This is a genomic window from Flavobacterium sp. (assembly GCF_044349645.1).
In the GTDB taxonomy this organism is placed as follows: Bacteria; Bacteroidota; Bacteroidia; order Flavobacteriales; family Flavobacteriaceae; genus Flavobacterium.
In genome coordinates this window covers 38,913-54,407 of the sequence record NZ_JBIKQP010000007.1, presented here as the reverse complement: position 1 = coordinate 54,407, position 15,495 = coordinate 38,913, and the positions used below count along the sequence as shown (strand labels likewise).

Here is a 15,495-nt window from a genome sequence, read left to right as displayed (position 1 = left end):
AATTTGAGTTTACCTTTTTAATGAAAAATGGGATTTAAATACTTTAACATCAGTGGTTAATGGTTCAATGTATTCAATGGTGAACCAATAATCTGAGGAAGGAACTGGTGAGCCTAAATAGGTGCCATCCCATCCTAAACTCTTAGAACTTATTTGTTTCATGAGCTTTCCATAACGATCAAAAATATAGATGTTGGCGGTAGGTTGACTCTCCATTCCAATCACATTCCAATAATCGTTAAACCCATCGCTATTAGGAGTAAAAAAAGTTGGATAACCAATAATAAATACATTGGTGCTTAAATTAGTACAACCATTTGTATCGGTAACGGTTACTAAATGGCTTCCAGGATTTACATTAGTAAATACATTTGAAAACTGTAGAGCACCATAATCTAGTGAGTATTGATAGTTTGGATTTGGAACTAATGCAGTTACTGTTATTGAAGCGTTTTGATCAAATGCAAAGGTTCCTACTGCAGAAATAGTTGTTGCTGGAAGTGATGAAGTAACTGTTGCAAAAACACTAGAAGAAAAACAACCCGTTAATACATTCGTTGCAATTACAGAATAATTACCCGCCGCTGATGCTACAAAAGTATTCCCATTTGAGAAATTTTGTAAAACACCATTTAAAAACCACTGAAAGGTATAATCGGTATTATTTAGACCGCTATTTAATGTATAAGTTGTAAAGGCAACTCCTAATGCATCAACGCAAATATTTCCTCCTGTTAATGAAGGTCGCGGCAATGGATTTACAATTACAGATACCGAAATTGGAGCACCCACACATCCGTTTAATTCAGGGGTAATGGTATAAATTGCATCTCCAGCATTAGATCCTGTTGTTTCTAATACTTGAACTATTGAAGTTCCTGAATCTGCTAGAGCACCCCTAACTCCGTTTTGAACTACTGTCCATGATAATACAGTTCCGGTTAAACTTGGTGTCAAGGCAATTGAAGTACTATCTCCTGAGCAAATTGGGGCTTGAGTTGGAACAGATGAAAAGTCCGGGATTGGTTTTACGTTTACTGATACTTGAACTGGAGTTCCAACACACCCGTTTGAGGTTGGTGTAACTTCATAGATTGCGGTACCTACAGATGGTAATACCACCGATAGAATTTGAGCAATCGAGGTTCCAGTACCTAGAGAGGTTCCCGTTAAATTTGTTTGATTCACCGTCCAATTAAAAGTGGTATTTATAACAGGGCTCGAAAAAGATATCGCGGTAGTTTCTCCTGAGCAAAGTGTTTGTCCTGCTGCAGGATTGATTATTGCTGCCGGAATTGGATTTACAATTATAGAAACAGTGGTAGTAATTCCTCGACATCCATTTACTATTGGAGTAATTGCATAAACCGCCTCACCAGAAGAATTGGTAATCGTGTTTAATGTTTGAGCTATTACATTTCCATTTCCAATTGTTCCGCCGGTTACATTGTTTTGAATTAAATTCCAACTAAAATTAGTGTTGGGCATTGATCCAACTAAATTAATAGCTGTTGCGCTCCCTGAACAAATTGAATTGGAAACTGCAGTCGCTGTTAATGTTGGTTTTGGAGTTACCAATACAGTGACATTTATTGGCGAACCTGAACAACTATTGTTTGTTGGGGTAATTGTATATTGAACATTTCCAACTAAAGTTCCTGTTGCGGTTAATACTTGTGAAATAACATTCCCTGTTCCAGAAGCGTCCCCAGAAACATCAGTTGCGGTTGTAGTCCAACTGAAAGTAGTTCCAGACATTGAACTTGATAATGAAATTCCTGTAGACTGTAATGAACAAATTGTTTCCGTAATAGGAGTAGCTACAACCGAAGGAATCTGAGTAATTACCACTTGTATTGTTGCGGTAGTTGCGCATTCTCCAGGATTTGGTGTAAATGTATAGGTTGTAGTAACATTAGGATTAAATGCTGGTGACCAAGTCCCGTTAACGCCATTTGCGGAAAGTAAAGGAAGCACAATAGTAGTGCCAACACAAACTGGTGCAATTGTATTAAATGTTGGTGTTACGATATTTGGAATTGGATTTATAACTACTCTAACTGGAAGAGAAGTACAATTTGCAGCATTGGTAACAGTATAATTGTAGGTTCCTGGTGTTAGATTTGATATTGTAACTGAAGAAGTATTTCCCGTAATTCCTCCAGGATTTATGGTCCAGTTTCCTGATGGTAATCCACTTAATACAACACTTCCAGTTGTAGAACAAGTTGGGTGAGTAATTGTCCCAATTGTAGGAGCAGGATTTGGATTAACAGTAATAGTTACTGATTTTTGATAGGTACATGTCGGTGTTTCTCTAAAATAAAGATCATCAATTGCAAAATCATTATTACCAAAAGTTTCTCTATCAATAATACTAATTATTGCGGAGGTATTGGCTCCTGAATTCCATACATAAGAATGTTCATCCCAAACACATGGGCTAGATGGAGCGGTTGCTATAGGGCCTATGGGAACATTATTAATTAATACTTCCAATTTTGCTGGGCCTCCACTAACTACTGCTGTTAAAAAATAACTGAATGTATAATTTTTTCCAGGTATAACTGTAATAGGCGCTGGTGAATACCAAATTCTAGCTGTTCCTGTTGTAGAACCGTCGGCAACTAACATATTTCCTCCTGAAGAAGTGTGGTCTGTACATGGAGAAAATGGAGTAAACCAACTTCTTGGATTGGTTACCACTCCATAAGCACCCTGAACTCCTGAAGCAGGTACGGTTCCAGGAAGGTAATTTATATAATCAGTTATAAATCCAAAATCTCCCATAGAAAAATCTCCGTTAATAACGAGATTTGTTGGATTGGCAGGTATTCCAGAAGTAACAGTATAGGTGGTAGTTGTAGTAGGGCTCACTGTTGGGTTTGTGCTTGTATTGTTCAGTACTGTTAAACTTGGATCAGGAGGGTTTGCGGTCCAAAAATAGGGGTCTGGGCTTCCAACAACAGATAAATTGGTTGAGGTGCCTTCGCAAATGGTGGCTGGTGCACTAATAACAATATCATTTGGCGGGGTCAATATCACAATAATTGGTGCAACCGTTGCTCCAGCTGCGTCTTGAATTGAAAGTGTATAAGTTCCTGCAGGTAAATTACTAAAAACTCCCGTTCCATTTGAAGTTGTGCCTAAACTTGATACTAACGAATAAGAATATGGAAAAATTCCTCCGGCACCAACTCCTCTAATTGACCCGTTTAATGACGTTGGGCAAGTTGGATTAATGGAAGTTTGTGATAATGTTAAAGGAAGTGCTCCTGGTGTAATAGCAAAATCATCTAGTGCAAAGTCATTCCCTAATACACTTAAATTATTATTTCTTAATTCTATTAAAGCATTATTTGCCGTGGCTGTAAAAGTATAACTTACTCGAGTCCACCCTTGACTTGGAAGTGGCGCATAACTATTGGTACTTGCGGGATTTACATTAGAGGCATTTACAAAAAACACATTAATATTTGCTTGTGTTGCATTATTGGTTACATCATTTGAAACCGATTTTATCCAATAACTAAAAGTATAAACACTTCCTGCTGTGAAACCTGTCAATGCTCCACCGGTTGAAGTTGATGACCAAAGTCTCGAATTTGGGACAGTATTGCCATCTATAACTAACATCCTTCCAAATCCCGAAGTATGGTCTCCACCGGAAATAAAGTTGCTATTTAATAATTGAGGATTAGTAGTAATTGCATAATTACCCGAAGTACTTGAGCCAGTTGTAGGGTTAATTTGGGTGTATCCAGCGCCATTAATTAAAAACCCAACCCCGTTTCCTCCTGATTCAAAATTACCGTTTATCAGTGTTTGCGCTGAAATAGTAGTGAAAAAGGATATTAAAATTGAAAAAAGTAAAAGCTTAATATTTTTTTTCATTTTATTGGGTTGCATTCTGGTTGTTTATATTATTTCACTATTAAGAATTCTGAACGTCTATTTTGTTCATGCGCTTCTTCAGTACAATTTTCTTTGCAATCTACTTTTGGTTCTGTTTCGCCAAATCCTTTTCCGGAAATTCTATTTGGATCAATCCCATTAGAAATTACATATTGAATAGTTGATTTTGCACGCTTATCTGACAAAAGTAAATTAAATTCATCAGTACCCCTATTATCGGTGTGTGACTTTACAAATATAATTAACTTTTCGTTATTTTTCATTATTTGAACTAATTTGTCCAACTCAAATGCGCCTTGTAGAGTAATATTGCTGTTATTATATTCAAAGAATATTGGATTCAGCTTCACTTCTTTTTCAGTAATTATTTCTGAAATTGGCTTTAATACAGCGTCAATTTTAATACTCCCGCCCTTTTTGTTACTAGCTGTTACTGCAAATGAGTTGCCTTCAAAACCGTCTTTAATCGCTTGAATCGTATAGGTTTTTTCACAATCTACAGTGTATGAAACTTCTCCTTTGTTATTCGATTTTATATTTGAAATTATGTTGCTTTTATCATCTAAAATAGAAACATTGGCTTCAGCTAAAATTTCGCCCGAATTAGCATTGGTCACAATCGCATTTACTTCATAATTACAAACAGGAATTAATTTAAAAATATCGTCATTTCCGTTTCTATTACTTGCAACAAACCCAATGTTTTTGTTTTCATTGATTGTGAAGGCAAAATCATCTTTTTCACTATTTACCGGTTTCCCAAGATTTTTTGCCTCTAAATTTTTAGTTAAATCGATTTTATAAACGTCCATCGCTCCTAATCCTTGTTTGGCATCTGAAGAAAAATAAAGTACATTATCAGATGTAATAAATGGAAAGCTCTCGTTTCCTTCTGTATTTACACTTTTGCCTAAATTTTCAGGGGTCCCATAACTTCCTGTTTCAGAAATTGCTACTTTCCAAATGTCTACACCTCCAATACTACCGGGCATATTTGATGAAAAATATAGCGTTTTTCCGTCTTTGCTTATGCTAGGGTTTCCTGTAGAATAATCTTTACTATTAAATGGCAATGATGTAATTTCATCCCATTTACCATTAACGAATTTTGCGCTGAAAATATTGTTTCTGCCCAACTTTAACTTTCTGGCTTTGTCTTTTTCAAAAGAGTTTTCTCTAAAACTATCACTTGTAAAATACATTGTGCTTCCGTCCTGGCTTATTGATACTGAGCCATCGTGGTATTTTGAATTTATCTCTTTAATTAGTAGAATGTTGCTAATAGTTCCATCTTCATTTAAATTGGCTTTATAGATGTCTAAAAAGGGTTCTTTTGTCCAGCTGTAAATTTTGCTATTTGAATTTCTGGCGCTTGTAAAATAAATAGTATTGTCAATTAAATTAGCTCCAAAATCAGATTTATCAGAATTAATATCAATTGATTTAACATCAAAAAATTTTCGCTGGTCTAATAAAACTGGAACATAATTTGGGTTTTCATAGAATATTTTGGATCTTGAATCATTAGGCTGCATTTCAGCAAATTTTTGCATTTGCTTGTTTGATTCCGCATAATTACCATTTGCTTTAAGCATCTGTGCGAAACGATAATAAAGTTCAGAATCTTGCTTTTTTGCAATTGCTTTCGCATACCATTTAGCCGCTTCTTTAGTATTATAAATATTAAAATAACAATCTCCTAATTGTCTATAAACATATCCATCTGCATTATTTGAAGCAACTAATTTAAGATAGGATTCTGCCGCTGAAATAAATTCAAATTTTTTAAAAAGCTTATCCGCAATCTGTGTGTCTTTGTTTTGAGCAGAAATTTGGGGACTCGCTAAAACTAAAATTAATATTATATATATTTTTTTCATTATTTGGATGCTTAAGGTTAGAAAAATCTAGGAGACTGAGATACTTTGTTTGGGAAATTTAAATCAAATAATAATATGATTTCATGGGATGAAGGCGTGGTTACTTTCAAATTTGAAATAATATGATCATAGGCGTATCCTATTCTTAAAGAAGGCGTGATTGTGTAATTTACCATAGCGCCAAACGAGTCTTGTAGTCTATAAGTAGCGCCCATTTCAAATTTTTCTGCATATAAGAAATTGGCAGAAACATCAGGTGATATTGGGGAATTATATGCCGATTTTACCATTGTAAAAGGCTTGAATTTTAAATTTGGATTTAAATCAAATACATAGCCTCCGGTAATAAAATAATGTGGCACTTTCTTTTCAAGATAAAAATTACCATCGTTATTTAAATGAGGTTTATTTAGCATATTTGGAATTGAAGCTGCAAAATAATATTTGTTGGTATAATAGAAAATTCCCGTTCCAAAATTAAGATTTGATGTGTTTGAATCTTGCGCAAAAGCACCATCTCCTTGTTGTTGAAGCGAACTGTTAATGTCGCTAAACAAACCTATTTTTTGAATAGTAACTCCAGCTTTTAATCCTAAAGCCAATCGGTGTTCGCCACCTAAATTCAAAGTATATGAAAAATCACCATAAATATTATTTTCGTCAACTGGACCAATTCTATCTGAAATTATAGACAATCCTATTCCTACATTTTTCCCAACAGGTGCCGATCCTGAAAGTGAAAAAGTTGTTGGGGCATCTTCAATATCTAACCATTGTTTTCTGTAAAGTAATCCAAAAGACAAATTCTCCTTTGATCCTGCATAAGCTGGGTTAATTATGTTCATATTATACATGTATTGTGTATAATGTGGTGATTGTTGTGCATTGACATTTATAGAAGTCAAGAAAAGTAGTAGCGCTGTTAAAAGTATTTTTTTCATTTCGAAGAAGTAATTGCTATGATTATTTATTGATATAAACCCAACCCGTTTTGGTTTTCCCATTTGTATATTGAACTACAAAATAGTAGGTTCCGTCGGGCAATTCGGCTCCAGAATTTGATTTTCCGGTCCATTCATTGGTATAATCACTTTTAGAATAGACTTCAATTCCATATCGATTAAAAATTTGAAGTTTTTGAACATTTAAGTTACTCAAATCAAAAATATCATTATTGCCATCGCCATTAGGAGAAATTCCTTTTGGAATGGTGCATTTAATATTATTGACTGAAATTGGTTTTTCCTCGCTACATCCATTATTTGATAATTCTAAACTATAATTCCCTTCATTTGTAATTCTAATTGAAGGTGAAGTTCCAATATTTTGACGCAAATTATTGTACCAAATGTAACTAGCATTTAAAGTTCCAATTCCCACAGCACTCAGTACAAAATTACTCCCGTCGCAACCCTTAGTAATTGTAAACTCAGGAAAAGGGGTTACGGTAATTGTCATCGTGGCGGTTGTAGCACATTGTCCGCTACTTGGCGTGAAAGTATATGTGGTCGTTGACGAATTATTTAATACTGGTGACCAGTTTCCAATAATTGAATTATTGGAAGTTGAAGGTAAAGCCGACAATGCAGCTCCTGAACAAATAGTAGGAACTTGGGTGAATGTTGGAGTTACATTTTGAATCACGCTGATAATAATACTTCCATTTGTTGCGCATTGACCGTTTGATGGAGTAAAAGTATAGGTTGTAGTTGCTAAATTATTTAACGCTGGCGACCATGTGCCTGTAATTGAATTATTAGAAGTTGTAGGTAATGGCGATAATGTGGCGCCTGAACAAATTGGATTTATCGAAGTAAATAATGGCGTTACTATTGGATTCACCGTAATTGTTAAGGTTGCATTTGCAATACATTGCCCTGAAGTTGGAACGAATGTATAGGTTGTAGTTGCTAAATTATTAAGCGCTGGCGACCATGTTCCTGTTATTGAATTATTGGAGGTTGTAGGTAATGGGGATAATGTAGCTCCAACACATATAGGGTTTACAGCGTTAAATGTTGGCGTTATTCTTGGTGTAACTGTGATTACAACTGTTTTTGATAAATTACAAACTACATTGGTTGTAAATGAAATATCATCAAGTGCAAAATCATTACCTGCAGATGCTACCACTTTGTCATAAATAGCAATTTGAGCTGAAGTTGAAGTCCCTGAATTCCAAGTATATGTTCTTAAAGACCAATTGCATTCTGAAGAAGGAGCTAGGTCGGTTCCAACAACTACACCGTTAATTCTTACTTCTAAATTAGCTGGATTCGGCAATGCCACGGTTTGCACCCAATAGGAAAAAGTATAAGTTTGATTGGGCTGTACAGTAATTGTTTGAGCCCAAACTTTATCAGTTCCAGCATTAATTGTAGAGCCATCAATAACCATCATTTTCCCTGTTCCGGTAGTATGCTCAATATTACAACTCGGGAAAAACTGAAACCAAGCATTGGCAGTAGTTACTACTCCATAGGCGCGTTGAACTCCCGAAGTTCCGGCATTTGCAATATACAAATAGTCAGAAGTAAACCCTAGATTTCCTTGTGAGAAATTACCATTTGTAACCATATTTGCTGACGGTGAATTCCCTGCAGAAGTAACCGTGTAGGTTGTGGTTTGCGTAGGACTAACCACCGGAGATGCGCTTGTATTATTGGCAGAGGTTAAACTAGCATCTGGTGGCGATGCTGTCCAAAGAAAACCAGTTGCATTTCCACTTACAGAAAGAGTAGTTGGTGTTCCAGAACAAATTGTTGCCGGTGCGCTTATCGATAAATCACCAGGAGCAATTAGGATAATGTTGGGTTGAGTAACCGTTGAAAAAACATCTGATATAGAAAGCGTGTAAGTCCCCGGAGCTAAATTAGAAAAAACTCCTGTAGCGCTTGTTAAAGTGGTTGTACCATTTGATAATGAAAAATTGGAATACGGCAAATTCCCTCCCGTTACTGTTCCATAGATTGCGCCATTATTCAACCCAGGACATGTAGGATTTGTAGCGGTATAACTTAATACTAAAGCTGGGGGAAGAATGGGTGTTTTTGAGGTATTATGAGAATACAATGAAACAGATAAAATCAAAAAGAGTAGTGTAATAACTTTTTTCATAAAATGATAATAATAATTAAAAAGTCTAATTTAGGAAACTAATCTATGATTTGAATTGATTTGAATTATATAAAAACTATACATATTTATGTACTTAACAAAGCAAACCAATAAAATAAGCAATATTATCTTTAGAAAATACTTGCAATTGGAAAATTGTAAATATTTTAAAAAAAATGTTGTGGTGTTGTATAGCTAATAAGATATTAGAATAATTGTATTGGCTTATTTAATTTATTGAAATGATAAATTATAAGTGAAAATTTAATAAATAGCCAAATATGTTGTGGAGAATATCGGATTCGAACCGATCGCCTCTACGCTGCCAGCGTAGCGCTCTAGCCAAATGAGCTAATCCCCCTGCTTGCACAAATATACATTATTTTACTTTTATATAAAGCAACTTCTATTTTTGAAAGCAGAATGGTTACAATTTACTAAATTTGCATTCAAATACTTTATAAATGAGCAATATCAGAATTACCAAACAATTTAATTTTGAAACCGGTCATGCTTTATATGGCTATGATGGGAAATGCAAAAACGTGCATGGGCATAGCTATAAATTGTCTGTAACGGTTATTGGAAAACCAATTACCGATAATTCAAATGTTAAATTCGGAATGGTTATCGATTTCACCGATTTAAAAAAAATTGTAAAAGAGGAAATCGTAGATCAATTTGATCATGCAACAGTATTTAATAAAAATACGCCTCACATTGAGTTGGCAAAGGAATTACAATCTCGTGATCACCATGTTATTCTAGTGGATTATCAACCTACAAGCGAAAATATGGTTGTCGATTTTGCTAATAGAATAAAAAATAGATTGCCTCAAGGAATTGAATTGCATTCATTAAAACTGCAAGAAACAGAAACTTCATTTGCGGAATGGTACCAATCCGATAATTAATTTAACTTAATTACGAAAATCCGTTTTCATCTATTGTTTTGATAAAATGAAATCCTCGTGGTTCATACCCTTGATTGTAATAAAATCGATGGGCAGGGAAATTGCCTGTGAAAGCATCTAAAACAATGCAAGTACACGAAAGTTCTTTTGCTTTAGAATCAATAAAATCGGTAATTATTTTACCAATTCCTTTTTTTCTGTGATTTGGATGTACAATGAAATTGTCGATTTCTAAATACGGCCCAGTCCATAACTTAGTATTGTACCAGAAACCAGATAGCCCAATACACTGATCATTTTCGAAAACAGCTACTTGTTTGTAACCATTTGGTAACATATTACTTAAGTACGATTCATAGGTTTCAACGGTCATGTTTGGGTACAAAAAATGAATGGTTTCAATTTGCGCAACCATTTCTGAAACTGTTTCTAATTGTAGTATTTCCATTATAAAAATTTAATTATAAAATTAAAAAAAAGAGTCACGCATAACGTGACTCTTTATATAAAAATAATTTTTTATTTTATCCTTTTAAAGCTTCTGCTCCACCAACAATTTCTAAGATTTCGTTTGTAATTGCCGCTTGACGTGCTTTATTATAAGTCAATTTCAATTGGTCTCTCAATTCAGTTGCATTGTCTGTCGCTTTATGCATTGCTGTCATTCTAGCTCCATGCTCTGAGGCAAATGAATCTCTAATCCCTTTGTATAGTTGCGTTTTCAATGATTTAGGAATCAAAGTTAAAACAATATCTTCTTTTGTAGGCTCGTAAATATAATCTCCCGTTGAAGCTGTTTTATCCGATTTCAATGATTCTAATGGCAGGAATTGCTCTGTTTGAACTATTTGAGTAGCAGCATTTTTAAATTGGTTATAAACCAATTCGATTTTGTCGTACTCTCCAGTAATGAATTTTTGAGTTAAAACATCGGCAATAATAGCAACATTTTCAAATGATAAATCGTCAAATATTGAACTTTGATTTTCCACAACACTAAGGGTTTTGCTTAAAGCGTCATTTCCTTTTTTACCTATTGCAAAAACATCTACTTGTTTACCTTCGTATAATGAAGCTCTATTTTTTACTTCCTTAATTATATTAGAATTAAATGCACCACACAAACCTCTATTTGAAGTTATTGCTACAATTAATACTTTTTTAATTTCACGTTGAGTAGTAAACTCTCCGCCTGCATCGCCATCAAGATTTGCAGAAAGATTTTGTAATAATTCCGTTAATTTTTCGGCATAAGGTCGCATTGCTGTAATAGCATCTTGTGCTTTTTTAAGCTTTGCTGCAGAAACCATTTTCATCGCAGAAGTAATCTGCATCGTTGATGAAACGGAACTAATTCTATTACGGATTTCCTTTAAATTTGCCATATTAAATTTGAAAATTAGATAATTTGAAAATTTGAAAATGCAATTTTACATTTCCAAATTTCCAAATTTTCAAATTGTTTTTAGTTATATTTCGCTGAAACTTCTTTTGCTACATTTTCGATAACAGCAGTAATGTTGTCATCTAATTTTCCAGCTTTTAAAGCATCAAGAGTATCTCTGTGTTTGTTGTTTAAAAATTCTAAAAAGTCTTTTTCGAATTCTTTCACTTTATTTACAGGTACGTTTCTCAATAAGTTTTTTGAACCAGCATAGATAATAGCTACTTGATCTTCAACAGTGTAAGGGCTATTTAATCCTTGTTTCAATATCTCAACGTTTCTTTTTCCTTTTTCAATTACGTTTAATGTAACCGAATCCAAATCAGAACCAAATTTAGCGAAAGCTTCTAATTCACGGAATTGAGCTTGATCTAATTTTAATGTTCCTGAAACTTTTTTCATCGATTTAATTTGAGCATTACCTCCAACACGTGATACCGAAATACCTACGTTAATTGCTGGACGAACCCCAGAGTTAAATAAATCTCCATCAAGGAAAATCTGTCCGTCAGTAATCGAAATTACGTTCGTTGGGATATAAGCAGAAACGTCTCCCGCTTGAGTTTCAATAATTGGTAAAGCTGTTAATGATCCTCCTCCTTTTACGATTCCTTTCAAGGTATCTGGCAAGTCGTTCATATTTTTTGCAATGTCATCGTTAGCAATAACTTTACAAGCTCTTTCTAATAATCTACTATGCAAGTAAAAAACGTCTCCAGGATATGCCTCACGTCCCGGTGGTCTTCTTAATAAAAGAGAAACCTCACGGTAAGCAACTGCCTGTTTAGATAAATCATCATAAACAATTAAAGCTGGACGACCTGAATCTCTAAAGTATTCTCCAATTGCAGCACCTGCGAAAGGAGCATAAACTTGCATTGGAGCTGGATCAGAAGCGTTTGCAGCAACGATAATGGTGTATGCCATTGCTCCTTTTTCTTCTAATGTTTTTGCAATTCCTGCTACAGTTGATGCTTTTTGCCCAATTGCAACATAGATACAAAATACTGGTTTTCCAGCATCGTAAAATTCTTTTTGGTTTAATATTGTATCTATACAAACAGTAGATTTACCTGTTTGACGGTCACCAATAACCAACTCACGTTGTCCACGACCAACTGGGATCATAGCGTCTACCGCTTTAATACCTGTTTGTAATGGTTCAGTTACCGGTTGACGGAAAATTACTCCAGGAGCTTTTCTTTCCAATGGCATTTCGTATAACTCACCACTTATTGGTCCTTTTCCATCAATAGGGAAACCAAGAGTGTTTACTACACGTCCAACCATTCCTTCACCAGTTTTTAAAGAGGCAATACGTTGAGTTCTTTTTGCAGTTGAACCTTCTTTAATTCCAGTTGACGGTCCTAAAAGTACCACCCCAACATTATCTTCTTCAAGGTTCAAAACGATACCTTCCAATCCGTTTTCGAATTCTACTAACTCCCCGTATTGAACATTTGAAAGCCCATAAACACGAGCAATACCGTCTCCAACTTGAAGTACAGAACCTACTTCTTCTAATGTAGCACCAGTTTCAAAACCTTCTACTTGTTTCTTTAATATTGCTGATATTTCAGCAGGTTTAATTTCCGCCATAATTATATAAATAACTAGTTACTTAATTCTCTTTTTAATACGTTTAATCTGTTGGCAACAGAAGCGTTGTATTGCTTATCGCCTATTCTTAAAATAAATCCTCCAATAATTGAAGCATCTACGGTGTTTTCAATGGTTACTTTTTTGTCTGAAAAAGTAGCAATTTTTGCTAATACTTTAGCTTCTAATGCTGAATCCATTGGGATAGCAGTAGTTACCTTTGCAACTTCAACTCCGTTCATTACGTCAAACAAATTATTGTACTCAACTGCAATTGCAGCTAAAATTTCAAATCTTTTGTTTTCCAATAATAAATGGAAAAGACTTTGAGTTACGGGATTAACTGAAGCAAATACTTCAGCAACCACGTCTTTTTTAGTGTCTGTTTTAATTAATGGGTTTTGAATGAAATGAGTCAATTCAGCATTCCCAGTAATTGTTTTTGCGATTAATGTCATGTCGGCACTCACTTCAGAAGCCACGCCTTTTGAGTTGGCGATTTCTAAAATGGCTTTCGCATAACGAATTGCTGCTCTAATTCCTGACATATTAGTTTAATTTAGCGTCGCCTAACATTTTTTCAACCAATTTCACTTGGGATTCTTTGTTAGATAATTCTTCTTTCAATAATTTTTCAGCAATTTCTAATGATAATGTAGCTACGTGAGATTTCAATTCAGCCAATGCTGCATTTTTTTCTCCTTCGATAGCCGCTTTCGCTTGTTCGATCATTTTTAATCCTTGAGCTTGAGCTTCGTTTTTGGCATCAGCAACCATTTTCTCTTTCATTTCACGAGCTTCTTTTAACATGGCATCGCGCTCTAATCTTGCTTCTTGCAAAATACGTTGGTTATCAGATTGAAGGTTTTGCATTTCTTTTCTTGCATTTTCAGCAGAAAGCAAAGCATTTTTAATTCCTTCTTCTCTTTCATTAACTGCATCAAGTATTGGTTTCCATGCAAATTTTTTCAATAATAATATTAATCCAATGAATATTATTGATTGCCAAACAAACAAACCAAACGAAAAATCACTTATTAACTTTTCCATAGTATATATTAATGTATAATGTACTTTTTTTGTTCAACCTTAATTATAAGGTCAAGATTTAATCTTTAATTTAAAGTAAACAAAAGCTGCAACCAACCGTTACAGCATTTTGTTTTGTTTTTACTAGTTTACTGCGAATAACGCTGCAAAACCAATACCTTCAATAAGCGCAGCTGCAATAAGCATAGCTGTTTGAATTTTTCCAGTAGCTTCTGGTTGACGAGCAATAGCATCCATTGCAGAACCACCGATTCTACCGATACCAATACCAGCTCCAATTACTACTAATCCTGCTCCAACGATTTTAGGAATTTCCATAAAAATATGTATTAAAATTAAACATTCTTTCTTTACGTTTATTCGGTTATTTATTTATTCGGTAATCGATTAAACAAAAACGATTAAACAATTAATGCGCTTCTTCGTGATGGTGTTCTTCTACTGCTGAACCGAAGTACAAAGCAGAAAGCATCGTAAAGATATACGCTTGCAATAGCGCTACTAAAATTTCAATTGTAGAAATAGCAAATGACAACATAAATGACAAGCTACTTCCCAACCAATTTTTAAAAATAAACATCAAACCAATTAAACTCATTAATACGATGTGACCTGCAAAAATATTTGCATACAAACGGATCATTAATGAAAAAGGCTTGATAAATACTCCTAATAATTCAATAGGTGCTAATATTATTTTCATTGGCAACGGCACACCTGGCATCCAGAAAATGTGTCCCCAATAATTTTTGTTTGCTGTAATATTGGTAATAATAAAGGTTACAACTGCTAATCCAAATGTGATTGCGATGTTTCCTGTTACGTTAATTCCTAGCGGAGTTAATCCGAAGATATTTAAAAACCAAATAAAGAAAAAGATGGTCAATAAATAACTCATGTATTTTTTATAGTGTTTTTTACCAATGTTTGGAATAGCAATTTCGTCACGAATGTAAATCACAATTGGTTCGAAAAGTCTTCCAAAACCTGAAGAAATTCCTCCATTTTTGGCATAAGATCTCGCTAAACTAGTGAATATAAAAAACATTAAAAGAGCTACAATCATAATTGTTAAAACCCCTTTTGTGATAGATAAATCAATTGGTTGAAGATTTGTAGGATGGTGCTCATCTCCTGTTAAAGTTCCAGAAGCATCTGTTTTATAAATTTTTTCGTGGTGTAAAACATAGTAATTGCCATTGCTTTCTGCTACAGATTCACCGTGGTGGAATTTTGAAGAAGAAAAAAAGTGAACGCCATTATCCCATAAAATAATTGGTAAAGAAAAACCAATGTGTTCTCCTTCGTATTCAAATAATGAGAAGTCGTGACCGTCTAAAACGTGGTGCCCTATAACTTCTAAAATTTCAGCTTTAACTTCTGATTTTTCATCCGTAGGTTTTGCTTCCGTTTCATGAGCTACAACCGCTTTTTCTGTGTTAGTATGAGCGGCATCAATAGGGGTATTTGAAAAACCAAATGTTGGAAGAAAAGCAATTAATATTGCTATTATTAATTTAAGTGGTTTGTGTGAAATCACCATATCTTATTGTTGTCTTATTATTTACTTTCTAAA

At 34.3% G+C, this 15,495-nt stretch carries 12 protein-coding genes and 1 tRNA gene; 1 reads left to right on the top strand and 12 read right to left on the bottom strand.

All coding sequences use genetic code 11. The features are described from left to right. Positions 1-9: 9 nt before the first annotated feature. The 5 genes from AC9UFV_RS02765 to AC9UFV_RS02745 form a co-directional block, all read right to left on the bottom strand. Entirely contained in the window at positions 10-3,894 is a 3,885-nt protein-coding gene (locus AC9UFV_RS02765) for a PKD-like domain-containing protein (RefSeq protein WP_509572528.1), read from the bottom strand. Between the two features lie 29 nt (positions 3,895-3,923). Continuing rightward, entirely contained in the window at positions 3,924-5,795 is a 1,872-nt protein-coding gene (locus AC9UFV_RS02760; RefSeq protein ID WP_509572526.1) for an OmpA family protein, read from the bottom strand. Positions 5,796-5,812: 17 nt separating this feature from the next. Further along, positions 5,813-6,736 (bottom strand): PorP/SprF family type IX secretion system membrane protein, encoded by a 924-nt coding sequence (locus tag AC9UFV_RS02755; RefSeq protein WP_509572524.1) that lies wholly within the window; start codon positions 6,734-6,736, stop codon positions 5,813-5,815. A 22-nt stretch (positions 6,737-6,758) separates the two neighbouring features. Next, positions 6,759-8,912: a T9SS type B sorting domain-containing protein gene (locus AC9UFV_RS02750; RefSeq protein ID WP_509572522.1), complete on the bottom strand. Its 2,154-nt coding sequence runs from the start codon at positions 8,910-8,912 to the stop codon at positions 6,759-6,761. 287 nt (positions 8,913-9,199) lie between these two features. Next, positions 9,200-9,273: transfer RNA gene (locus AC9UFV_RS02745), tRNA-Ala, on the bottom strand. Between the two features lie 103 nt (positions 9,274-9,376). On the opposite strand from AC9UFV_RS02745, the gene AC9UFV_RS02740 reads away from it, so the two are divergent. Further along, positions 9,377-9,826 carry a 6-pyruvoyl trahydropterin synthase family protein gene (locus AC9UFV_RS02740; RefSeq protein WP_509572520.1) on the top strand — a complete coding sequence of 150 codons (450 nt, stop codon included), beginning with the start codon at positions 9,377-9,379 and terminating at the stop codon, positions 9,824-9,826. A gap of 10 nt (positions 9,827-9,836) precedes the next feature. On the opposite strand, the gene AC9UFV_RS02735 is transcribed toward AC9UFV_RS02740, so the two are convergent. The 7 genes from AC9UFV_RS02735 to atpB all read right to left on the bottom strand — a co-directional run bounded on the left by AC9UFV_RS02735 (position 9,837) and on the right by atpB (position 15,462). Continuing rightward, a complete protein-coding gene (locus AC9UFV_RS02735) occupies positions 9,837-10,274 on the bottom strand; it encodes a GNAT family N-acetyltransferase (protein WP_509572519.1) in 438 nt (145 codons plus the stop codon). 76 nt (positions 10,275-10,350) lie between these two features. Beyond that, complete coding sequence (atpG, locus tag AC9UFV_RS02730) at positions 10,351-11,211, bottom strand: ATP synthase F1 subunit gamma (RefSeq protein WP_509572517.1); 861 nt, start codon at positions 11,209-11,211, stop codon at positions 10,351-10,353. A gap of 80 nt (positions 11,212-11,291) precedes the next feature. After that, on the bottom strand, positions 11,292-12,869 hold the full coding sequence (atpA, locus tag AC9UFV_RS02725; protein WP_509522428.1) for a F0F1 ATP synthase subunit alpha: 1,578 nt from the start codon (positions 12,867-12,869) through the stop codon (positions 11,292-11,294). Positions 12,870-12,883: 14 nt separating this feature from the next. Further along, positions 12,884-13,417, bottom strand: coding sequence for an ATP synthase F1 subunit delta (gene atpH / locus AC9UFV_RS02720; protein ID WP_509572515.1), 534 nt, complete (start codon positions 13,415-13,417; stop codon positions 12,884-12,886). Position 13,418: 1 nt separating this feature from the next. After that, positions 13,419-13,919 carry a F0F1 ATP synthase subunit B gene (locus AC9UFV_RS02715; protein ID WP_509572513.1) on the bottom strand — a complete coding sequence of 167 codons (501 nt, stop codon included), beginning with the start codon at positions 13,917-13,919 and terminating at the stop codon, positions 13,419-13,421. A gap of 123 nt (positions 13,920-14,042) precedes the next feature. Next, on the bottom strand, positions 14,043-14,237 hold the full coding sequence (gene atpE / locus AC9UFV_RS02710; RefSeq protein WP_379757645.1) for an ATP synthase F0 subunit C: 195 nt from the start codon (positions 14,235-14,237) through the stop codon (positions 14,043-14,045). Between the two features lie 91 nt (positions 14,238-14,328). Beyond that, entirely contained in the window at positions 14,329-15,462 is a 1,134-nt protein-coding gene (atpB, locus tag AC9UFV_RS02705; protein ID WP_509572511.1) for a F0F1 ATP synthase subunit A, read from the bottom strand. Between the last annotated feature and the right edge of the window lie 33 nt (positions 15,463-15,495).

Bases quoted from the DNA above. Each gene is read 5' to 3' on its own strand.
- AC9UFV_RS02765 (WP_509572528.1), bottom strand. From the start codon at position 3,894: ATGAAAAAAAATATTAAGCTTTTACTTTTTTCAATTTTAATATCCTTT.
- AC9UFV_RS02760 (WP_509572526.1), bottom strand. From the start codon at position 5,795: ATGAAAAAAATATATATAATATTAATTTTAGTTTTAGCGAGTCCCCAA.
- AC9UFV_RS02755 (WP_509572524.1), bottom strand. From the start codon at position 6,736: ATGAAAAAAATACTTTTAACAGCGCTACTACTTTTCTTGACTTCTATA.
- AC9UFV_RS02750 (WP_509572522.1), bottom strand. From the start codon at position 8,912: ATGAAAAAAGTTATTACACTACTCTTTTTGATTTTATCTGTTTCATTG.
- AC9UFV_RS02740 (WP_509572520.1), top strand. From the start codon at position 9,377: ATGAGCAATATCAGAATTACCAAACAATTTAATTTTGAAACCGGTCAT.
- AC9UFV_RS02735 (WP_509572519.1), bottom strand. From the start codon at position 10,274: ATGGAAATACTACAATTAGAAACAGTTTCAGAAATGGTTGCGCAAATT.
- atpG (WP_509572517.1), bottom strand. From the start codon at position 11,211: ATGGCAAATTTAAAGGAAATCCGTAATAGAATTAGTTCCGTTTCATCA.
- atpA (WP_509522428.1), bottom strand. From the start codon at position 12,869: ATGGCGGAAATTAAACCTGCTGAAATATCAGCAATATTAAAGAAACAA.
- atpH (WP_509572515.1), bottom strand. From the start codon at position 13,417: ATGTCAGGAATTAGAGCAGCAATTCGTTATGCGAAAGCCATTTTAGAA.
- AC9UFV_RS02715 (WP_509572513.1), bottom strand. From the start codon at position 13,919: ATGGAAAAGTTAATAAGTGATTTTTCGTTTGGTTTGTTTGTTTGGCAA.
- atpE (WP_379757645.1), bottom strand. From the start codon at position 14,237: ATGGAAATTCCTAAAATCGTTGGAGCAGGATTAGTAGTAATTGGAGCT.
- atpB (WP_509572511.1), bottom strand. From the start codon at position 15,462: ATGGTGATTTCACACAAACCACTTAAATTAATAATAGCAATATTAATT.